The organism is Corallococcus sp. bb12-1, from assembly GCF_026626765.1.
GTDB lineage: Bacteria > Myxococcota > Myxococcia > Myxococcales > Myxococcaceae > Corallococcus > Corallococcus terminator.
The window spans coordinates 1,062,219-1,082,104 of the sequence record NZ_JAPNJZ010000018.1; the positions used below are offsets into that span (position 1 = coordinate 1,062,219).

At 70.9% G+C, this 19,886-nt stretch carries 17 protein-coding genes; 6 read left to right on the plus strand and 11 right to left on the minus strand.

The window, feature by feature from the left end; genetic code table 11:
• Positions 1-10 precede the first annotated feature (10 nt).
• From OV208_RS24985 to OV208_RS25030, 10 genes are read right to left on the minus strand one after another with little or no spacing between them, the layout of a single operon-like run.
• Positions 11-871 (minus strand): MerR family transcriptional regulator, encoded by an 861-nt coding sequence (locus OV208_RS24985; protein ID WP_267576387.1) that lies wholly within the window; start codon positions 869-871, stop codon positions 11-13.
• A complete protein-coding gene (locus OV208_RS24990; protein ID WP_267576388.1) occupies positions 868-1,545 on the minus strand; it encodes a lysophospholipid acyltransferase family protein in 678 nt (225 codons plus the stop codon). Before OV208_RS24990 ends, OV208_RS24985 begins: the two co-directional genes overlap by 4 nt.
• Entirely contained in the window at positions 1,542-1,889 is a 348-nt protein-coding gene (locus OV208_RS24995; RefSeq protein ID WP_267576389.1) for a lycopene cyclase domain-containing protein, read from the minus strand. The genes OV208_RS24990 and OV208_RS24995 overlap by 4 nt, the downstream gene beginning before the upstream one ends.
• Positions 1,886-2,272, minus strand: coding sequence for a lycopene cyclase domain-containing protein (locus OV208_RS25000; protein ID WP_267576390.1), 387 nt, complete (start codon positions 2,270-2,272; stop codon positions 1,886-1,888). Before OV208_RS25000 ends, OV208_RS24995 begins: the two co-directional genes overlap by 4 nt.
• Positions 2,269-3,387: a glycosyltransferase gene (locus tag OV208_RS25005; protein ID WP_267576391.1), complete on the minus strand. Its 1,119-nt coding sequence runs from the start codon at positions 3,385-3,387 to the stop codon at positions 2,269-2,271. The genes OV208_RS25000 and OV208_RS25005 overlap by 4 nt, the downstream gene beginning before the upstream one ends.
• Entirely contained in the window at positions 3,384-4,334 is a 951-nt protein-coding gene (locus OV208_RS25010; protein WP_267576392.1) for a carotenoid 1,2-hydratase, read from the minus strand. The genes OV208_RS25005 and OV208_RS25010 overlap by 4 nt, the downstream gene beginning before the upstream one ends.
• Complete coding sequence (locus tag OV208_RS25015; protein ID WP_267576393.1) at positions 4,331-5,782, minus strand: phytoene desaturase family protein; 1,452 nt, start codon at positions 5,780-5,782, stop codon at positions 4,331-4,333. The genes OV208_RS25010 and OV208_RS25015 overlap by 4 nt, the downstream gene beginning before the upstream one ends.
• Positions 5,779-6,816 carry a phytoene/squalene synthase family protein gene (locus tag OV208_RS25020; protein ID WP_267576394.1) on the minus strand — a complete coding sequence of 346 codons (1,038 nt, stop codon included), beginning with the start codon at positions 6,814-6,816 and terminating at the stop codon, positions 5,779-5,781. The genes OV208_RS25015 and OV208_RS25020 overlap by 4 nt, the downstream gene beginning before the upstream one ends.
• A complete protein-coding gene (locus tag OV208_RS25025) occupies positions 6,813-8,357 on the minus strand; it encodes a phytoene desaturase family protein (RefSeq protein ID WP_267576395.1) in 1,545 nt (514 codons plus the stop codon). Before OV208_RS25025 ends, OV208_RS25020 begins: the two co-directional genes overlap by 4 nt.
• Positions 8,358-8,367: 10 nt before the next feature.
• The gene (locus OV208_RS25030) at positions 8,368-9,456 is read right to left on the minus strand and encodes a polyprenyl synthetase family protein (protein ID WP_267576396.1); all 1,089 of its coding nucleotides are present in this window, start codon (positions 9,454-9,456) and stop codon (positions 8,368-8,370) included.
• A 153-nt stretch (positions 9,457-9,609) separates the two neighbouring features.
• On the opposite strand from OV208_RS25030, the gene OV208_RS25035 reads away from it, so the two are divergent.
• From OV208_RS25035 to OV208_RS25060, 6 genes are all read left to right on the plus strand, one after another.
• Positions 9,610-10,143: a peroxiredoxin family protein gene (locus OV208_RS25035; RefSeq protein ID WP_267576461.1), complete on the plus strand. Its 534-nt coding sequence runs from the start codon at positions 9,610-9,612 to the stop codon at positions 10,141-10,143.
• Entirely contained in the window at positions 10,140-11,057 is a 918-nt protein-coding gene (locus OV208_RS25040) for a TIGR01777 family oxidoreductase (protein WP_267576397.1), read from the plus strand. Before OV208_RS25035 ends, OV208_RS25040 begins: the two co-directional genes overlap by 4 nt.
• Positions 11,058-11,181: 124 nt before the next feature.
• On the plus strand, positions 11,182-12,231 hold the full coding sequence (locus tag OV208_RS25045; protein WP_267576398.1) for an alpha/beta hydrolase-fold protein: 1,050 nt from the start codon (positions 11,182-11,184) through the stop codon (positions 12,229-12,231).
• A 254-nt stretch (positions 12,232-12,485) separates the two neighbouring features.
• On the plus strand, positions 12,486-13,079 hold the full coding sequence (locus OV208_RS25050; protein WP_267576399.1) for a hypothetical protein: 594 nt from the start codon (positions 12,486-12,488) through the stop codon (positions 13,077-13,079).
• Between the two features lie 91 nt (positions 13,080-13,170).
• Positions 13,171-14,424, plus strand: coding sequence for a metallophosphoesterase (locus tag OV208_RS25055; protein WP_267576400.1), 1,254 nt, complete (start codon positions 13,171-13,173; stop codon positions 14,422-14,424).
• Between the two features lie 19 nt (positions 14,425-14,443).
• Entirely contained in the window at positions 14,444-15,088 is a 645-nt protein-coding gene (locus OV208_RS25060) for a TetR/AcrR family transcriptional regulator (RefSeq protein WP_267576401.1), read from the plus strand.
• Between the two features lie 128 nt (positions 15,089-15,216).
• Here the strand turns inward: OV208_RS25060 and OV208_RS25065 are convergent, their stop codons facing one another.
• Complete coding sequence (locus OV208_RS25065; protein ID WP_267576402.1) at positions 15,217-19,857, minus strand: lamin tail domain-containing protein; 4,641 nt, start codon at positions 19,855-19,857, stop codon at positions 15,217-15,219.
• Positions 19,858-19,886 lie beyond the last annotated feature (29 nt).

Consider the following 19,886-nt stretch of genomic DNA (forward strand, 5'->3'; position numbering starts at 1 on the left):
GGTGCTTCCGTCACGGTCGGTTCTGGGCGTTCCTCACCTGCTGCCAGATGGCGATCAGCTCCTCCGCGGACTCCGCGTACTGAGCGCCCAGGGTGAAGAGGGTCTTCAAGTGCTCTCGCGCCCCCGGACCGCCTACCACCATCGGCACCGAAGCGCAGGCCTGCAATGACTCCGACAGCACCGTGAGGAACGCCTGCGCCTCCCGACGCCGCACGAACGACAACGCCACCACGTCCGGCCGCACCTGCACGCAGGCCCCGTGCAACGCCTCCGCGGGCGTGTCCGCCCCCAGCAACGTCACCCGCCAGCCCCGCGCCTTCAGGTGCACCCCCAGCGCGAGCAGCCCTCCCTCATGGTGGTCCCCCGCCGGGCAGGCCAGGAGTCCCCGGGGCCCATCGCTCGCGCTCACCATGCCCGCGAGCAACAGGCGCAGCCGCTGCCGCACCAGCGCGGAGGCCAGGTGTTCGCGCGCCACATCCAGGCGCGACGCCATCTCCCGGAGCGCGGGGATCAAGAACGTGTCGCAGAAGGCCGTGGCGTCCAGTTGCTCCCCGGCCTCCTCCAGCACCGCGTCCGCGGCGTCCGCGTCCAACACCATCACCGCCGCCCAGAAGCGCTCCATCAGCCGCGAATCCTGCCGGGCAGGCTGCGCGGGAGAAGCGCGCACCTGGGCGATGGCCTCGCTCACCGACAGGCCACCCTCCATCAACTTCGCCACCCGGCGCACGGCCTCCACTTCGTCGCGTGAATAGACGCGGTAGTTGTTCTCGCTGCGCTCCGGACGCGGAAAGCCATAGCGGCGCTCCCAGGCGCGCAGCGTGGCCTCACGGATGCCGGTGAGCCGGGCGATGGTGCGGATGCGCAGGCTCATCGGCCCAGGCCCCTCGCGGTGTCCCAGCGCTCCGCCACGCCGCGCGCGCCCGTCAGCTTGCGCGTGAAGCCCTCCAGGTCCGTCGCCTGCGACACCGCGCGCACCACCGACTCCAGCCCGCTCTGGAAGCGCGACAGCGGGCCGGCTTCATGGGGCGTGCCGACCTCCAGCAACACGTCCGGCCGCTCGTGCTCGAAGAAGGCGTAGCGGATGGCGATGGGCACGCACTCCGCCTTCGCCGCCTTCGCGAGCAGCTCCACGCCCCGCTCCAGCTTCAGCGGGAAGGCGCCGAAGGGCCGGTGCTCCCCTTCCGGAAAGACACACACGGCGGCGCTCGGCCGGCGCAGCAACTCCTTCGCGTACCGGAGCGAGGACAAGGACGACATCGCGTCCTGCTTGCGGATGCTGAACGCGCCCATCTTCGTGTGGAAGGGATAGCGGCGAAGGTTCTCCTCGTCCATCAGGCAATAGCCATCCCAGCCCGCCACTAGGCAGAGCTGGTGCAGCACGAAGCCATCCCACCAGTTGCAATGGTTCAGGTAGATGAGCCGGCCCACGCCGTCCGCGGGCAGCTCGCCGCGCACCCACAGCCCCCGGAACGTCGAGCGGACCTTCCACCCGATGTACCGGTCCACCGCCCACCCGAAGGGCCCACCCTTGGCCGCGTGGATCAAGACGTCCGCGCCTCATCGAGGCGCAACAGCGCAGTGAACAGCGCGAGCCCCAGCGACACCAGCACGCTGGTGATGAGGAAGAAGAGCACCTCCTCCAGCGGCACCACGCCCACGTACACGCCCACGTGGCGCCCCGCCCCGAAGTTCCAGATGCCGGTGGAGATGGCCAGGTGGTCCGCGATGGACAGGTACACGCCCACCACGAGCGCTGGCGGCAGCACCGCGCGCAGCACCTCGCCGGCGCGCGACTTGTAGTGATTCACCAGCAGCGCCAACTGGATGCCAATCACGGGCAGCGTCCACCCCAGCAGGTGGATGAGATACGCCCAGCGCGTCTCCATCATGGCGATACCTCGCGCGGGCCCAGGGGACGCTCGACGTGGACGGGACGGTGCTTCTCGGACGGCCGCGCCTCCGGCTTCTTCGCCAGCACGCGCTCCAGCCGGGCCCGGGCCCACAGGCCCACGAGCAGCGTCTGGAGGCCGAAGAAGAGGTACTCCTCCAGCGGCAGGTAGCCCAGCTTCACGCCCCAGATGCGCTCCGGGTCGAAGCCCCACAGGCCCCACTTCACCGCCATGTTGTCCCACGGAGACGTGGCCGCGTAGACGACCACGAGCAGCACGCCCATGGGCGCCAGGCCCTTCCACGACAGCGTGCGGCGGTAGCGCACGACGAGGAACAGGATGGGCAGCACCACGAACAACCCCAGGAAGCGCGCGTAGGTCATCCCGGGCCTCCACTCCACTGCGACGCCACCCGCACCATGCGCCCTCCCGCGTGAAGCGCGTACGTGTGTCCGCGCCACGTCACCGTTCCCTGCCGCTTCAGCGAAGCCCCGAAGGCCGTCAGCAACAGCACCTCCCCCAGCAGCCAGTCGGTCAGCGCATGGCCTCGCGCCTCCTCGCCGGGCACATGGCTCAGCGCGGAGAGCCGCAGCGACAGGAGCGTGCGCACGGCGACCAGGGCCCCTACCGCCAGCCACACCGCAGGCTCGCCCAGGGCCGCGGCCAGCAGCAGCAGGGGGAGCGTGGGCGTGAAGAGCAGCGGCACCGTGGGGTACAGGCCCGGCCGGTGGCTCGCGAGCACCTGCATCCAGCGCGTGAAGCGCTCCAACGGCACGCGCCAGGAGGTTTCGGACGCCATGGGCACCCACGCGGGCGCGGGGCTCAGCGCCACGTCCAGCCCCCGCGCGTGCAGGCGCTTCGCCAGCTCCAGGTCCTCGCCGATGTGGTCCGACAAGCCACGCAGCTCCTCCACCGCCCTCGCGGACAACCCGAGCGCCTTGCCACACACGGCCTGCGCGCCCGCGCTCATCGCATGCAGCGCGCGAAAGCTGTGATGCGTGTAGCGCAGCAGCCCCGCCATCGCACGCCCTGCCGCATCCATCGCGCCCACGGGCGTGGGGGCGGCGGTGCTCAGCGCGGCGCCCGCCACCAGCGAAGACGCCAGGCCCTCCACCAGCGCCCCCGTCACCGCCACGTCCGCGTCCACCGCGAGCACCACCCGCCCGCGCGTGTCCAACGTGTCCAGCGCGTAGAGCAGGTGCCCCACCTTGCGGTTGGGGGAGAGCGGGTCGCTCGGCAGCCACCGGACGCCTTCGGCCAGCCGGGGGCGGTAGGGCGACAGCACCACCTGCTCCAGCACGCCCGCGTAGTCGATGGGGCGCGCCAGGTTCTCCAGCTCCTGCGGCGTGGGCGCATCCACCGGGCGCAGCAGCAGCACGGACGGGAGGGCCTGCGTGGCCGGGGTGGGCGCACGTCGCAGGAGCCGCGCGAGCGCCACCGCGCTGAAGCCTCCGGCCATCCCCGCCCACCCGAGCGCGATGAAAGCGAGTGCGTTCATACCGCCCGCTCCACGCGCGTTCGGAAGTGCGCCATCCAGCGGATGAAGGGCGAATGGAAGCGGCGGAAGTCCGCCACCTCGCCCATCGTGTCCAGCGCGCCCCGGCGCGACTCCAGCCGCGCGTAGAAGGGCGATGACTCCAGGAGGCGCGGCGCGCCCACCACCTCGTTGCCCGCGTGCAGATGCGAGGGGACACGCAGTCCCCAGCCGGTGATGTTCGTGGGCCGGGCCTCGGGGTGCGGGCCGCGCTCGCACACCACACCGGACGGTCCCGCCATCAGGCGCAGCGGCGCCACGCCATCCGGCAGGTGGTAGTCCACCACCGTGTGAGTCTTATGATGCGTGCGCGCCCAGTGCCACCCGGACAGCCGGTCGCCCAGCAACTCCTGGCCGTGGTTGGTGTCGTGGTAGCCCATGCCTTCGGCCGCCACGTCCATCGTGGACACCTCCAGCCGGGCCTCCGAACGCGGCGCCAGCGCCTGCCAGTAGTGCGGCAGCCCTGGCATCAGCTGCATCTCCAGGCCCCGGGGCGTCAGCGGCCGGAGCGTCAGGCTGGCGCGCACCGGGCGGCCCCACGGCGCCGTCCCGTCGTCCACGTCCATGCGCACCGTGCCGTCCCGCGCATGGGTGAGCGTGGAGCGACCGATGCGCAGCCTTCCGGGCCCTTCCACCTGCGCGCGCGGGTACTCGCTGAGCACCCACAACCTGCGCACACCCCGGTGGTAGAGCGCGAAGTTCACCGCGCTGTGCTCCTGCGGAAGGCCCCCGCGCCGCGCCGCCACCGAGTAGCGCGGCGAGAAGAGCGAGCCCAGCATGAAGATGCACACCGCGCTGTAGTCCCCCGCGGTGACGTCCGCGTAGAACCAGCGGTAGGCCCCCGCCGCATCGGGCAGCGCGGGCAGCGCGGGCACTTCCGGCATCAAGGGATGCGCGAGCATGGAGGTCATGCGCTCCCCCGAAGGTGGGCGGAGGCCATCTCCGCCGCGAACCGGCCCGACAGCATCACCAGCGGCACCCCGCCGCCCGGGTGCGTGCCGCCGCCCGCGAAGAACAGGCCCGGCGTGCCGCCCCGGATGCGCGGCCGACGGAACGGACCGAAGCGGCCGTGCGGCAGGAAGCCGTAGATGGAGCCCCCGGGCGCACCCTGCGCCGCCAGGTCCACCGGCGTGCGCTGTCCCACCACGCGCGTCTTCCCCTTCAGGGCTGGGTAGTGCAAGAAGAGCTTGTCGAACATCTGCGTGCGCACGCGCTCCGCCATCGCTTCCCAGTCGCGCTCCGCCTGTTCGGCCTGCGAGGCGCCCACCGGCATGGCCGGCGCGTTCACCATCACGAACAAGCCCGTGCGGCCCAGCGGCGCCATGCTGGGGTCGGTGGCGGACGGGTTGCAGAAGTACACCGTGGGGTCCGTCGCGAGCCGACCCGCGAAGAGCTCCTCGAACTCGCGCTGGTAGTCCCCGCCGAAGAGCACCGTGTGGTGCGGCAGGGCCGGCCGTCCCTCCACCTCCAGCAGCAGCACGAAGCCGGACAGCGACAGGGGCTCGGAGTCGCGGCGCAGCGACGCCAGCGGATCCGCGTTCACCACCACGCTGTCGAACAGCTCCTGGCCTGGGCCCACGCGGTAGCCCTCGGGCGTCCGCTCGAAGCGGGCGCGCGTGTCCAGGTGCACCGTGGCGCCCTGCCGCCGCACGGCATCCCCCAGGGCCGCCACCAGCGCGCCGATGCCGCCCTTCACGTGGTGCACGCCGTACGCGTGTTCGATGTGCGGGATGAGCGCGAACGCCGCGCTGGACGCATAGGGAGAGCCGCCCGCGTAGGTGGCGAAGCGGCCCACGTACTGTCGCAGGTGCTGCGTCTGGAAGTGCTTCGTCGCCAGCGTGTGCAGCGTGTCCAACTGCATCCCCGCCAGCATCGCGCCGATGCCCCGACGGGCCACTCGCGCCATGAAGCCGGGCATACCTTCGAAGGGGGCCTCCAGGTAGGGCTCGCCCGCCGCGCGCCAGATGGCCGCGGCCTCCGCGTAGAACGAGTGCACGCCCTTGCGCTCACCGGGGCGCAGCTCGGCGGCGCTGTCCGCCATCCGCTCCAGGTCCTTGTACGCGGTGAAGCCGCACCCGTCCGTGAAGCGGTAGGTGCACTGCGGCTCCAGCTCCGTGAACGGGGGCAGCAGGTCCAGCGCGTCCAGCTTCTCGAAGGTGCCTCGCACCAGCGCCGGCAACGTCAGCAGCGTGGGCCCGGTGTCCAGCGTCAGCCCCTGCACCGTGACGGCCTGCGCCTTGCCGCCCAGGGACGGGCTGCCCTCGAACAGCGTCACCGCGTGGCCCTCCTTCGCCAGGAGGCCCGCCGCGGTCAGCCCGCCAATGCCGCCGCCAATCACCGCCACGCGCGAGGTCTTCATGCCGGACCTCCCGTGCCCGTGGACAGCAGCGGCGCTGACGGCGCCAGGAGCGGCATGGCCGTGTCGGCCTCCCGCAGCACCGCGCGGGGGCGCACGAACGCGGCCGTCGCCAGCGCCAGCTTGCGGCCCTTCGTGGTGTGGGCCCGCGCGCTGAACACGTCGTAGTCCCGCGCTTCGATGTCGCGCAGGATGTCGCCGTAGATGCCGCCCATCAGCCGCACCATGCGCTGGCTGCCGAAGCCGGTGAGGTACTTCACGCCGCCCGCCGCTCGCGCGTAGTACGCCCGCGAGCGCTGGATTTGAAAGCGCATGAAGTCGCGCCACCGCGCATCCACCTGGCCCCGGCGCAGGTCGTCCTCGGTGAGCCCGAAGGCGCGCAGCTCCTCGGCGGGCAGGTACACCCGGTCGCGCTCCAGGTCCTCGCGCACGTCGCGCAGGATGTTGGTGAGCTGCATGGCCCGGCCCAGGTCCGCGGCGGGCTCCACCGCGCGTTCGTCCTCGCAGCCCAGCACCGGCGTCAACATCAACCCGACCACACCTGCAACCCGGTAGCAGTACAGCTCCAGCTCGTCCCAGGTCTCATAGCGGCGCTTCGTCAGGTCCATCTCCATGCCGGAGATGAGGTCCTGGAAGGGCTGCTCGGGGATTCTGTAGAGGTGGATGGTGTGGCGCAGCGCCGCGAACTCGCTGGGTTCCCACGGCGACGGCGCGTCAGCGGCGGGCTGCCGCGAGGCCGGGGGCCCCAGCCCCTTCGAGGCCAGCTCCGGCAGGGGCAGGTACACCTCCGCCACGCGTTCGCGCGCCCGGGCCAGTCGCGTGGGCAGGTCCAGGGGCGAGCCCTCCAGCGCGCTCTCGCCCGCGTCCACCAGGTCATCCAGGCGCCGGCAGAAGGCATACAGCGCGAAGGCCGCCTTCTTGCGCTGTCCGAAGAGCAGGTACGAGGCGAAGAAGAAGCTCTTCGCGTGGTGGCGCGTGACGACGCGCGCGCGCCGGTAGCCCTGCGCGATGAGCGCCGGGGATTCGATGGCGCTCATGCCGCCACCTCCACGGAGGTCGGTGTTTCCGTGCGCGGCGACAGCGTCACGCCCTGCTTCCGGGCCCAGGTGACGAGCCGCTCGGTGACGAGCCGCGCGGAGATGAGCACCGTGGGCAGGCCCGTGCCCGGCTGGGTGGAGGCGCCCACGAAGAAGAGGTTCTTCACCTTCGGATCCACGTTGGCCGGACGGAAGGGACCCACCTGGAAGAAGTTCTGCGCCAGTCCGAACGCGCTGCCGCGCGCCAGGTTGTACGTGCCCGCCCAGTCGTCCGGGGTGAACACGCGCTCCACCTCGATGTCCGCCTCCAGGTTGGGGAAGCCCAGCTCGCCCAGGCGCTGGAACACCTTCGCGCGCACCTTCGGGCCTTCCGTCTTCCAGTCCAGGTTCGCGTGCTGGTGCGGCACCGGCACGAGCACGTAGAGCGAATCCTTGCCCTCCGGCGCCAGCGACGGATCCGTGTGCGAGGGCACGTTGACGTAGAAGCTGGGGTCCTCCGGCACGCGGAAGCGTTTGAAGATGTCCTCGAAGGAGCCCGCGTAGTCGCGGCCGAACATCACGTTGTGGTGCAGCAGCTCCGGAACCTTCTTCTTCATGCCCAGGTAGAGCATGTAGCCGCTGGAGGTGAAGCGCAGCTTCTTATCGCGCTTGAACGGCGCGTCCTTCGGGTCGAGCAGCTTCTCGTACGCGTACGGCAGGTCCGCGTTGCACAGCACCGCGTCCGCGGGCACCACCTCCCCACCGACGAGCCGCACGCCCGTGGTGCGGCCCCCTTCCGTGAGGATGCGCTCCACCGGCGCCCCGTAGTGCAGGCGCACGCCCTCCTCGCGCGCCAGCCGCTCCAGCGCGAGCGGAATGGCATACAGGCCGCCCTTGGGGAACCAGATGCCCACGCCCAGCTCGGTGAAGGGCAGCAGGCCGTACACGGCCGGTGATTCGAAGGGGGACACGCCCAGGTACATGGTCTGGAACGTCATCGCCGCGCGCAGGCGGTCGTCCTCGAAGAAGCGGCTGACGTCCGCGTACATGCGGCGGTGCGCGCGGGCCTTGAAGATCTTCGCCAGCACGCTGGGGGCGAAGTAGTCGGAGATGCCGTCGAAGTTGCGGCCGACGAAGTGGTCCAGGCTGATGCGGTACTGGGTGCGGCCCTGCGCCAGGAAGGACAGGTAGCGCTGGAAGCTGCCGGGCTCCACGCGCTCCAGCTCGCGGCCCATGGTGCACAGCTCGGAGGTGAAGGTGACGTCGGACCCGTCCCGGAAGTGCACCCGGTAGTTGGGGTCACAGCGCATCAGCGTCAGGTAGTCCTCGATGCGACGGCCGAGCGCGCGGAAGGTCTCCTCGAACACCTCCGGCATCAGCACGATGGTGGGCCCGATGTCCCACGTGAACCCGTCCACCTGGAGCTGGTTGCACCGCCCACCCGGGCCGCGCGTCTTCTCGAAGAGCTGCACGTCGAAGCCCTGCCGCGCGAGCCTCGCCGCGGCGGCCAGTCCGCCCACCCCCGCGCCCACCACCACCACCCGCTTGCCTTGTGCGCTCATGGACGTGTCCTCAGGAAGCGCGGCGCGCGAGACGGGCGATGAGGGCGTCCAGCAGGTCCCTCATGCCATGGGAGTTGGGCAGTGCCTGCAGGCCCCGACGCGCCGAACGCGACGCCCGCTCCACCGCGCGCTCACACGCGACACGGCCTCCGAACGACTCCACCAGCGCACGCGCCCGGGCCAGCGCCTCCGCGTCCTTCTGCTCCACCGGCAGCGCCCACAACCGCTCCAGCTCCTCGCGGCCCGAGGGCGTGGCGCGCACGTAGGCCGCCATCAACGGGAAGGTGCGCTTGCCCTGCGTGAAGTCCCCGTCGCACGCCTTGCCCGCCACCGACGCGTCGCCGAACAGGCCGATGAGGTCATCGCGAAGCTGGTAGGCGAGCCCCACCGAACGGCCCACCTGCTCCAGACCCTTCTTGAGCGTTTCATCCGCGCCGCCCAGCATCGCGCCACACACCAGCGGGGCGCTGAAGCCGTAGCGCGCCGTCTTGAGGTGGGCCACGCGCAGCGTCTGGAAGAGCGTCACCTCCGACAGCGGCATGCGCGACAGGTCCAGGTCCAGGTACTGCCCCGCGGCCGTGTGCCGGCACACGCCCAGGTAGTACTGCACCACGCGCGCGACGCCCGGCAGCCCCGACTCCAGCATCGCCTCCAGCGAGCGCGCGAAGAGGTGGTCCCCCACGACGATGGCCAGGTCCTCGCCCGGCCGTCCCGGAGCCAGCATCCGGTGCAGTGCCGGCCCGCCCCGCCGCAGCTCCGCCTGGTCCGCCACGTCGTCGTGGATGAGCAGGAACGTGTGCAGCAGCTCCAGCCCGGCCGCGAAGCCCCACAGGCCCGGCGGCACCGCCGTGCTTCCCCGCGCCAGCCCATGCCCCGCGAGCACCAACGCAGGCCGCAGCCGCTTCGCGGGCCGCAGCGCGTAGTCGCGCGATTGATCCACGGCGCGCGACCAGCGTGGGTCCAGCGAGGCCTCGTCCGGCAGCTCGAACAGCAGCCCGAGCGCCGTCTCCACCCGTGCCTGCACGAGCTGCAGCCAGGCCTGCTCCGGAGGCGCCCCGTCCGAGGGAGCCTGCTGCACGTTGGGAAGCGGGATGGCCATACAGCGGATCTCCGAAGTCGGGAGCACAGCAGCAGCCTTTCCAGCTAGAGGTAGCGTTTGCGTCCAGTGATTGTCAAGGCTATGTCTAAGGTTTGTCAGAACCTTGTACACGAGAGGCTCCCAATGAAAGCGTGGATCACAAGTGCGTTGACGGTGACCCTGGCGGCGGGGAGCGCGAGCAGCGCGCCTCCGACTCCGGAGCCGGTGGATGCGACCCTGAGCACCTCCAAAGGCGAGCGCGTGCGCCTCTCACGGTGGCGTGGAAAGCCCGTCGTCCTGTTCTACGAGGACAAGGACTCCACGACCCTCAACGCGCCCTTGAAGGAGGAGTTGTTCGCTCGCGGGCGCGAGCGGGGTCTCCTTCAAAGCGCCTGGGTGGTCGCGGTCGCCAATTTGGAAAAGTACGACTTCTTCCCCGCGAGGGAGATTGCCCTGTCGTACGTGCGCGACGAGGAGAAGAAGGCCGGCGTCCCCATCCTGGTCGACCTGGAGGGCACCCTGGGACAGGCCCCCTGGAAGCTGCCCACCAAGACGTCCAATGTGATGCTGTTGGACGCGCAAGGGGCGTTGGTCTTCCGACACTCGGGCCGGATGAAGCCGGAGGACCGGGCGCGCTTCTTCGTCGCGTTGAGCGAACTGGTGGGCCAGGACCTCACGACGGAAGCGGTGACGGAGGCCCAGCCGTGAAGGTGGCGTGCACGGGCGCCAGCGGCTTCCTGGGCCCAGGGCTTGTCCAGGGTTTGTTGGACGCGGGCCACACCGTGCATGTGCTCAGCCGCAACGTTGAACACGCGCTGTCCAGGCTGCCCTCCGGGGTGACGGGCTCCTTCTTCGACGGGAGCACGCCGCTGTCACCGGACGCGCTGGCCGGCGCGGAGGGCGTGGTGCACCTGGCCGGGGAGCCGGTGGACCAGCGGTGGACCCACGAGGCCAAGCAGCGCATCCACGCAAGCCGGGTGGAGGGGACTCGCGTGCTGGAGGAGGCGATGAAGCAGGCAGGCTCGGTGCGGCACTTCGTCTGCGCCTCGGCGGTGGGCTTCTACGGCGGCGCGCGCGAAGGGCAGACGCTGACGGAAGAGGACGCGCCCGGCGACGACTTCCTCGCCCACGTGTGCCAGGGCTGGGAGGCGGAGGCGCTGCGAGCGGCGGAGGCCGGCGTGCGCACGGTGCGGCTGCGCATCGGCGTGGTGCTGCACCCGGCGGGCGGCGTGCTGCACCGGATGCTGCCGGTGTTCCGCATGGGCGCGGGCGGACGGGTGGGCCACGGGCACCAGTACGTGAGCTGGGTGCACCGCGAGGACCTGCTCGCGCTGATGCGCTTCGCGCTGGAGCACCCGACGTTGGAAGGCGCGGTGAACGCCACGTCACCGGAGCCCGTCACCAACGCGACGTTCGCGCACACGCTGGGCGCGGTGCTGGGGCGGCCGGCGGTGTTGCAGGTGCCGGGCTTCGTCCTCAAGGCCCGCTTCGGGGAGATGGCGCGCGTGGCGCTGGAGGGCCAGCGGGTGATGCCCCGGCGCGCGCTGGAGGCAGGGTTCCAGTTCCGCCACCCCGACCTGGGCGGGGCGCTGCGCGACCTGCTGCCCCACGAAGGGGCCTGAAGACCTCCGGGGCTCCCGCATGCCGACGTGATGTCCGCGGGTGGACGCGGATCCGCCACGCGACGATGCGCGGCCGACGTGGAGCCCCCTCGCACCAGCGCGGTGCGTACAGTGCACGTCACGCATGGACACGCAGACGCTGGAAGCACGCGCGCGCCGCGAAGGCACGCCGCTCATCGATGGGGACACCGCCACCTTCGTGTGGAAGGGCGCAAGCCGCGTCTTCCTCCAGGGGGACTTCCAGGACTGGCAGGGGACGCCCCTGCCGCTGGAGCGCGTGGGCAAGGGCCTGTGGGCGCGGTCGCTGGCGCTGCCGGAGGATGCCTACGTCGAGTACGCGCTCCAGGACGCGAAGGGCCGCCGCGTGCGCGACGCGCTCAACAAGCGCCGCTCCGACAATGGCTTCGGCGGCTTCAACCACTGCTTCTGGATGCCGAAGGGACAGCCCACGACGTTGAACCGGCGCGCGCGCGGCGTGCCCCGGGGCCGCGTGACGCGCCATCAGGTGGACACGCACGAGTGGGCCGTGGGGAAGAAGCGCGCGGTGGCCCTCTACGCGCCGCCGGTGCCGGGGCCCGTGCCGCTGATGGTGGTGCTGGACGGAGACGACTACCTGGAGCGCGTCCAGTTGCCCACGCTGGTGGACAACCTCGTCGCCCAGGGCCGCATGCGTCCGGTGGCGATGGCCTTCGTGTCCAACGGCAAGGAAGCGCGCACCGCCGAGTATGCCTGCAGCGAGGCCACCGTCGCCTTCCTGGAGCGCCGCGTGCTGCCCCTGGCGCGCGAGAAGCTGTCCCTGGTGGACGAGCAGCGCACGCCGGGCGTGCACGCGGTGCTGGGCTCTTCCCTGGGAGGACTGATGGCGCTCTATACGGCCCAGCGCCTGCCGCGCACCTTCGGCCGCGTGCTGTCCCAGTCCGGCGCCTTCTCCATTGAGGGCACCGACATGGTGGTCTTCGACCTGGCGCGGCGACAGGCCCAGCCGCCGCTCCACGTCTGGATGGACTGCGGCCACTTCGAGGGCCTGCTGGACGGCAACCAGCGCCTCCTGCCCGTCCTTCAGGCGGCCGGCCACCGCGTCACGTCCCGGACCTACAATGGCGGACACAATTATCCGGCCTGGCAATGCGATCTGCCGGCCGGTCTGGAAGAATTGTTCTCGACGCCTGGATGACGCGACGCGGCGGTCCACCGGGGTTCCGTCCAGAGCGGAAGGTCAGTGAGAACAAGGGGTTGGCTTTTTTGGAAAGCGCTCAAAACGAAATGATCCGGGATTGATCCACGGCTTTGACGCGGCGAGCGGGCAGCCGGACAGGACGTGTGGACTCCGGGGCTACGCAACATGGGGGGAGGCTGGTGCGATAACAGATGTAGGTGCGCATCCTGACGCGAGCACCGCGTCGGCCCCCCCCGCCCTGGAGTTCCGTCATGTCCCGCGTCGATGGTGGCAACCGCCCGTCCCCCCCCACGAAGCGCTCGGAGTTCGAGCGGGGCGACGCCACGCGCGAGAAGCCGGCCACCACCGCCCAGGCCAAAACGCCCGCCAACGCCACGGTGCGCTCGTTCCAGGGCCGCAGCGACTTCGAACCCGCGCGCCCCTCGCCTTCCCGCCCCACGCCCGCGCAGACGCCGGCCGTGAAGCCCCCACCCTCTCCGGCGGACGCGGAGTCCATCGCCCAGGCCGACATGGAGCTGGGCTTGCTGGAGGAGTTCCCGGACGCCGACGCGCAGAGCGGCATCGCGTCCGCCATGCTGCACGCGCACTCGGATGCGCCGGTGTCGCAGAACCGCATCGTGGAGCGGCTGAAGCAGGACGGCCGCCTGGAGTCGCTCTTCGGTGAGGTGTTCCGCGAGGACAACCCCTTCGTGGAGCAGCCGCACAAGGCCGCCATCGTGCGCGCGCTCGACACGGCGCTCACGCGCGGCACGGTGACGTCCGACGACCTGCGCGCCTTCTCCCGTGGCACCTATGCCCAGGAGTGGCAGCAGATTGGCGTGGCGCTGGGCGACGCCCGGAAATAGCCGGCTTCCCCGCTTCGCCCCCACCGCTTCACGCTTCTTCACGCGCGCGCCGGTTGCGTCGTGACGCGTGCGCGCGAGGATGGGGGCCGCCATGGAAAGCCCGTTGCGCTTCATCTTGTTCTTCTTCGTCGTCGGCGTCGCGGCGGTCTACGTCCACATCTATCTGTACCGGCGCCTGTTCCGGGACACGTCCGACAGCCGCGCGTGGCGGCTCACCGGCAAGGTGCTGCTGACGGCGCTGTGCCTGCCGCTGCTGCTGTCGTGGGTGGTGACACGCGTGCTGCCCTCCGCGTTCGCCATCGCCATCATGTCGTGGACCTGGATGGGCGTGGCCGTGTACCTGCTGCTCTCCCTGGCGGCGCTGGGCGGGGTGCGCTGGCTCGTCGCCCGGACGCGGGGCCACCGGGGCATCATCCCTCCGGCCCCGGTCGCGGCCTCGGGTCCGGCCAGCCCGGAGACAGCGCGGACGCCGTCCCTGGCGGAGCTGTCCATCACCGTCCCGCCTCCCGCCGTGGACGAGGACCGGCGCAGGTTCCTCGCCCGGGCCACCGCGGGCGGCGCGGTGCTCGCGGCCGGCGGCCTGACGGGCTACGGCATGTGGAGCGCCTTCCACCCGCCCGTGGTGAATGAAGTCACCGTGCGGCTGCCCGGCCTGCCCAAGGCCCTGGACGGCTTCAGCATCGTCCACGTGAGCGACATCCACGTGGGCCCCATCATCCAGCGCCGCTTCATGGACGAGCTGGTGTCGCGCTGCAACGCGCTCAAGCCGGATCTCGTCGCCATCACCGGAGACCTGGTGGACGGCACGGTGAGCGACCTGGGGCACTCCGTCGCCGCGCTCCAGAACCTGAAGGCGAGAGCGGGCACGCACTTCATCACCGGCAACCACGAGTACTACTGGAACGCGGGCACCTGGGCGGACGCGCTCAGCGGCCTGGGCATCACGGTGCTGAGAAACCGCCACGTGACCATCGGGGATGCGGGCGGCGCGTTCGACCTGGTGGGCGTGGATGACTGGTCCATGCGCAACGGGCCCCAGGGCTACAACCTGGACGCCGCTCTGGCCGGCCGGGACCCGGGCCGGGCCGCTGTGCTGCTCGCGCACCAGCCCTCCAACTGGGACGTGGCGGCGAAGGCCGGCATGGGCCTGCAACTGTCTGGACACACCCACGGCGGGCAGTTCTTCCCCTTCACCGTCGCCGTCTCCGCCATCTGGAAGCACGACGCCGGCCTCTTCCAGGAAGGCGATCGCCACCTCTACGTCAGCCGCGGCACCGGTTTCTGGGGTCCCCCGCTGCGCGTCGCCGCGCCGTCTGAAATCGTTAAGGTGACGCTTCTGGCGTGAGGTGTAGATTTACCCGGAAATGAGCAAGGAACCAGCGAAGCGCGAAATCAAGCAGGAGCGGGCGGCGCGGACGCGGGTGGAAATCCTGGAGGCCGCCATCACGTTGTTCGCTCGGCGGGGCTACCTGTCGACGACGATGTCGGACCTGGCGAAGGCCATCCGGATGACCCCGGGCGCGCTGTACTGGCACTTCCCCACCAAGGAAGACCTGCTGCTGGGGGCCATCGAGGAGCTGCACTCGCGCTACCAGGCGGAGTTCCTGCCGCTGCTCACCGAGCGCCGGCCGCTGTCCGGCCGGGAGCAGCTGGTGTTCGTCGTCTCGCGCACCTCGCAGTTCCTGCGCTACCACCGCGAGTACGGCATCTTCTTCGGGATGCTGTCCGCCGAGTCCGCGGAGTCCAATGACCGCGTGGCGGAGCTGCTGCGGGAGAAGATCGCCGTCTACGTGCAGGTGCTGGCGGGGATGATCCGCTACGGCCAGAAGCGGCAGGAGTTCCGCGCGGAGGTGGACCCGCTGCACATGGCCCACACCATGATGGGCGGCTACCTGGGCATCCTGCTGCACCACAACCTGTTCCGCACCACCGTGAACTACGACCCGCTGATGGCGTCGTTGGATCAAATCCTCTCCGGCGGCCTGCACGTGCGCGGCCCGCTGGGCTAACCCCCGGCAAGAAGAAGACGCCCGTCCCCGGATGAGCTGGGGAGCGGGCGTCAGGTCATTTCGGTGGATTCAGCGGTGAAGGCTCCCGCTTCCCCCAGGTTCGAGGGAAGCGGAAGATGCCTGCCGCGCTACAGCGCTTCCGTCCCGTTCTGCGTGCCCTGCGGCTGGCGCGCCGCGCGGATCACGAAGTCCGCGGCATTGCCGTCCGTGTCGTAGCCGTTGCCCAGGGCCGCGTCCTCGCCTCCCACCGCCATCGTCGCGGCGGTGGAGGTGGCCTTGGCCTTGCGCTCGTAGGTACCAGCGGCGGCCGGGGGACCCACGATGGGGGTTCCACCTTCCGCCGAGTCCGCGTCCGCGCCATAGCCCACCGTGTCCACCGCGAGCGCTTCCGTCTTCTCCAGCCCGATGCCGGGCATGCCCAGGCGGATGTGGCCGGAGCCCGCCGCCATCTGGATGGTGACGCCGAACGAGGCATCGGACGCCGCAGTGCCGGCGCTCGAGTAGGTGTTGCCCGTCAGCAGGTAGTAGCCATGCGCGGCGATCTTCGCGCCCGCGGGGAGCGTGAAGACCGTGGCGGCCCCGTAGGTCTTGCCGGCCGCGCTCTTGTACTGGAGCTTCCAGCCAGCCAGGTCCACCTCCGCGTTCGTCGGGTTGTAGAGCTCCACGAACTCGTCGTTCGCACCGCTCGGACCCGCCGGGGCGAACTCACTGATGACGACGTGACCGGCACCGGTGACGACGACCACCGTGATGGCCGCCGACTTCGTCACGCCCGCGTAGGACGCGGTGAGCTGGGTGCTGCCCGCCGTGGCCCCGGCCGTGAACGTCACCGTGGCGGTCGTCTGGCCCTCCGGCACCGTCACCGTCGCGGCGGGCGACAGCTCACCCACGCCAGAAGGCGCGAGCGCCACGTCCACCGTCGTACCGCCCGCCGGAGCCTTGCGATCCAGCGTCACGGTGAACACCTGCGTCTTGCCCGAGTTCACCGTCACCACGTCCGGCGTGATGCTGGAGAGCTTCGCGGGCGGAGGCAGCACGGTCAGCGCGCCCGTGCGCGTGATGCCGTTGAGCGAGGCGGACACGGAGCCCGTGCCCTCCCCTTCCGCCGCCGCGGTGAACGTCACCGTCGCCGTCGTCTCACCGGGGTTCACCGTCACCGACGTGCTGGACAGCGCGCCGAAGGGCGTGCCCGTGGGCGACGTCAGCGTCAGCAGCACCTGCACGGCCTCCGTGGGGGCGGACTCCAGCGTCACCGTGTACACCTGCTGCGCGCCCGCGTTCACCGTGGCGGTGGACGGGGAGAGCGACACCAGCCGGGGCACGTCGGTGATGACGTTCACGGTGGCGTTCAGGGTGTCGGTGCCATGGGTGACCGTCACCGTGCCGGCGCCGGTGCTGGCCTCGTCCACGGTGAAGTCGAAGGTGGTGCTCAGCACGTCGGTGGCCACCGTCGTGTTGGAGAAGGTGCCGAAGCCCACGGGCGACACCGCGAGGTCCAGCGTCGTGCCGGCCGGCACGGGCCGGTCGAACGTCACCGTGAAGCGCGCCGTTCCGCCCGGCGCCACCCCTGGAGTCTGCGGCGTGAGGTTCGCGAGGGACGCGGCCTCATCCGTGCCCAGCACGCGCAGCGTGGCCGTCTGCGTGGACGTGCCCAGCGTCGCGGTGAGGCTCACCGCCGCCGAGGGCGCCAGCGCCTGGAGCGCCACCGTGGCGCTCGTCTGGCCCACGGGGATGACGACCTGCCCGCCCACCGCGTTCAGCGCCGCCGCGTCGCTCGACGAGAGGGCCACGGTGACGTCCACCGGGTAGGTGGACGCCATCGTCACGGTGAGCGCCTGCGGGATGGCCTGGGAGCCGCCCACGCGCACGAAGCCACCGGACGTGAAGGCCGTCAGCGCCGGCAGGGGCGGCAGGGGAATCTGCATGTCACCCGCGCTCCGAGGCAGCAGCTTGTGGTTGCTGAAGGTGTACGTCAGCACGCCGCGCACCACGCGGTATTCAGTGCCCACGACCTGCACCGGGTAGCTGAAGGCCTGGTCGTCCACCATCAGGCCCGTGGCCGCCGGGTCCCCGGACTTGTTCTCGTCGATGATGAACTCGCGCTGGGCGTTCTCCAGCCGGGTGTTGAACACGTTCTGGACCTCCACCAGCGCGCCCTCCAGGGCCTTGGCCTGGGGACCCCCGGTGCGGATGGCCTCCGTGCGCACCACCACCGGCGCGGGCAACGCGTTGGAAGCGCTGTGCTTCGTCACCGTGACGTTGATGAGCTCCAGCAGGCCGAAGTACTCCGTCAGCGTGCCTTCCAGCTTCACGTTGTCGCCCACCGCCACGTTGGCCTTCTCCCCATAGACGTAGAGGCCGGAGTTCTCCGCCCCCTTGCCCGACGGGTAGTTCGCCACCTGCACCCAGTAGCCACGCGTCGCGGTCGCATTCGCATCCACGGCGGTCACCACCACGCCGTCCACCGCCACCTTGACGCCCACGAGCGACGTCTTGCCGGAGGAGGGCGTCGTCTTCACGTCGTAGACGGTGACGGCGCACGCGGAGCCGTTCGGGTTCGGCACCGGGCACGGGTCGCACTCGTCGCCCACGCCGTCGCCGTCCGTGTCCTTCTGGTCCGGGTTCGCCACGAGCGGGCAGTTGTCGCCGGGGGCGAGGATGCCGTCGTAGTCGAAGTCCGACGGGTCGGTGGCCGAGCACACGCCGGCCTCCGTGGGGCAGCCGTCGCACACATCGCCCTTGCCGTCGCCGTCGGTGTCCTTCTGGTCCGCGTTGGCCACGAACGGGCAGTTGTCGCGCCACGTGGGCACGCCGTCGTGGTCGTCGTCATCGCCGCGCGAGGCCACGCACGCGGTGGTGCCCGCCTCCAGGGGGCACGGGTCGCACGCGTCGCCCACGCCGTCGCCGTCCGTATCCACCTGCCGCCCGTCGTCCATGGGACGCACGGGGTTGAAGATGGCCGGGCAGTTGTCGGTGGCGTTGGGGATGCCGTCCGCGTCCGTGTCGTCCGCGCCCGCCACGCCCGTGTAGACGGTGGAGCCGTTGACCGCGGCGACGGGGAAGGCGGTGCCCACCGCGCTGCGCGACGGCTCGCACGTCGGCTCGTTGGCGGGCGTCTCGCACGCGAACAGCGGGTAGAGGCCCGCGGTGTCCGGCGAGCCCTGGAACGCCGTCAGGTTCTTGCCAATCTCCGACTGCACGCACGCGGCCTTGGCCGTGCCGCACACCGCCAGCGCGTCACAGGTGTCCGCGCCCTTGAGGCCGTCCACCAGGGCCTGGTCGCCGTAGAGCGGCTTGCCCCCGCGCATCGTCAGCACCACGTCCGCGGGCTCCGCCGCGATGACCGCGCGGTGCGGGGACGCGGCGTAGCTGCCCTGCCGGTAGATGGCCAGGTCCGCCACCTTGCCCGGCGCGATGCGGCCCACCTTCTCGTAGACGTCCACCGCGTCCGCCGCGTTGGCCGTCACCATGCGCCACAGCTCCTCGTCCGTGAAGGTCTTGGCGAAGCGGGTGGTGTTGAGGTGATCCGCGCAGCGCAGCTCGCGCAGGATGTTCATGGAGCCGGAGCGGATCCAGTCCGTGCCCAGCGACACGGACACGCCCAGCGTCTTGAACGCCGTCACCATGGCCGTGTCGCCGTACAGCGAGATGTTGGAGCGCGGCGACCAGACGAGCCCGGTGCCGTGCGCCGCCATCTGGGAGATCTCCCGGGCGGTGAGCCCGATGCCGTGGATGATGGCCGAGCGCGGGAACAGCACGTTGGCGGACCCCGAGGACAGGCACCGGAACTCATTCTGCGCCGTGGCCGCGATGCCCTCCGCGATGTGCGGCAGGTACGCCGACGTGCGCGAGGCCACGTCCGACGCGGACGGGAAGGAGCCGTAGGCGCAGCTGCCCACCAGCGTGGTGCCGCTGCTGTCACCCAGCGGGAAGGTGTCCGAGTCCGCGGCGCCCTCTCCCAGCCCCTCCTGCTGCGCGAGCGTGTTGACGTCCAGGTTGCGCAGGAAGCCCTTCTGACCGCCCGCGCCCGCGACGGAGGTGGTGCCCGCCATCACCTGGCGCAGCTCCGACCAGAGGATGGCGTCCGCCTTCGCGCTGCCCGTGTTGTTGAGCCGGGTGTGCTTGTTGCTGCCCGTGCGCCACTCGTGCCGGTGCTCGTAGCGCTCCACGCTGGTGCTCGGCTGGGGCGCGCCCGGATAGGTGATGTGGTCATGCGGGTTGACGAGGCCCGGGGAGATGACACCCGTGGGGCACATCACCTGCGTCGCGTCCGCGGCGCCGGCCGTCTGGGAGCAGTCGCAGGCGGAGCACGTGATGGAGCCCTGGGCATCCACCAGCACCTGTCCGCCCAGGAACGTCTCACCGTCCGTGAGCACCACACCGGTGAACAGCGTGCCCGCCGTGCCCGCCTTCGTCACCGCGCACGTGGCGCCGTCCGGAAGCGCCGCGGGAGGCGCGGCCCAACACCGCGTCGTCTTGGTGGGCGTGGCGGTACAGTCCGCCTCGCACCCGTCGCCGCTCACGTCGTTGCCGTCGTCACATACCTCCGTGGCGTCCTTGGTGCCGTCGCCACACTTCGACGTGGGCAGCGTGCAGTTGGCTTCGCACGCGTCGCCTCCCACCGTATTGCCGTCGTCGCACTGCTCACTGCCCTCCTTCTTGCCGTCGCCGCACACCACGGGAACTTCGGGATCATCGGATCCACAGGCACTGCCCAAGAGGAGGACCGCGCCCAGGGCGGCCAGCAATAAGCGGGGGGAGCTGCGCATGAAGCCTCCTGCCGGAAAGGCAGTGCCGA

Coding starts and splice junctions, on each gene's coding strand:
- OV208_RS24985 (WP_267576387.1), bottom strand. CDS start 871: ATGAGCCTGCGCATCCGCACCATCGCCCGGCTCACCGGCATCCGTGAG.
- OV208_RS24995 (WP_267576389.1), bottom strand. CDS start 1,889: ATGATGGAGACGCGCTGGGCGTATCTCATCCACCTGCTGGGGTGGACG.
- OV208_RS25000 (WP_267576390.1), bottom strand. CDS start 2,272: ATGACCTACGCGCGCTTCCTGGGGTTGTTCGTGGTGCTGCCCATCCTG.
- OV208_RS25005 (WP_267576391.1), bottom strand. CDS start 3,387: ATGAACGCACTCGCTTTCATCGCGCTCGGGTGGGCGGGGATGGCCGGA.
- OV208_RS25010 (WP_267576392.1), bottom strand. CDS start 4,334: ATGACCTCCATGCTCGCGCATCCCTTGATGCCGGAAGTGCCCGCGCTG.
- OV208_RS25015 (WP_267576393.1), bottom strand. CDS start 5,782: ATGAAGACCTCGCGCGTGGCGGTGATTGGCGGCGGCATTGGCGGGCTG.
- OV208_RS25020 (WP_267576394.1), bottom strand. CDS start 6,816: ATGAGCGCCATCGAATCCCCGGCGCTCATCGCGCAGGGCTACCGGCGC.
- OV208_RS25025 (WP_267576395.1), bottom strand. CDS start 8,357: ATGAGCGCACAAGGCAAGCGGGTGGTGGTGGTGGGCGCGGGGGTGGGC.
- OV208_RS25030 (WP_267576396.1), bottom strand. CDS start 9,456: ATGGCCATCCCGCTTCCCAACGTGCAGCAGGCTCCCTCGGACGGGGCG.
- OV208_RS25045 (WP_267576398.1), top strand. CDS start 11,182: ATGGACACGCAGACGCTGGAAGCACGCGCGCGCCGCGAAGGCACGCCG.
- OV208_RS25050 (WP_267576399.1), top strand. CDS start 12,486: ATGTCCCGCGTCGATGGTGGCAACCGCCCGTCCCCCCCCACGAAGCGC.
- OV208_RS25055 (WP_267576400.1), top strand. CDS start 13,171: ATGGAAAGCCCGTTGCGCTTCATCTTGTTCTTCTTCGTCGTCGGCGTC.
- OV208_RS25060 (WP_267576401.1), top strand. CDS start 14,444: ATGAGCAAGGAACCAGCGAAGCGCGAAATCAAGCAGGAGCGGGCGGCG.
- OV208_RS25065 (WP_267576402.1), bottom strand. CDS start 19,857: ATGCGCAGCTCCCCCCGCTTATTGCTGGCCGCCCTGGGCGCGGTCCTC.